Here is a 244-nt window from a genome sequence, read left to right on the forward strand (position 1 = left end):
AAGTCTCCCACCTATCCTACACATCAAAATTCAATGTTCAGTGTCAAGCTATAGTAAAGGTTCACGGGGTCTTTCCGTCTAGCCGCGGGTACACCGCATCTTCACGGCGATTTCAATTTCACTGAGTCTCGGGTGGAGACAGCCTGGCCATCATTATGCCATTCGTGCAGGTCGGAACTTACCCGACAAGGAATTTCGCTACCTTAGGACCGTTATAGTTACGGCCGCCGTTTACTGGGGCTTC

General features: G+C 50.4%; 1 rRNA gene. It reads right to left on the minus strand.

Annotated features, from left to right (window positions below):
- Positions 1-244: ribosomal RNA gene (locus tag HMPREF2732_RS05835) — 23S ribosomal RNA — on the minus strand; the annotation flags it as partial.

The organism is Haemophilus sp. HMSC061E01, assembly GCF_001810345.1.
In the GTDB taxonomy this organism is placed as follows: Bacteria; Pseudomonadota; Gammaproteobacteria; order Enterobacterales; family Pasteurellaceae; genus Haemophilus_D.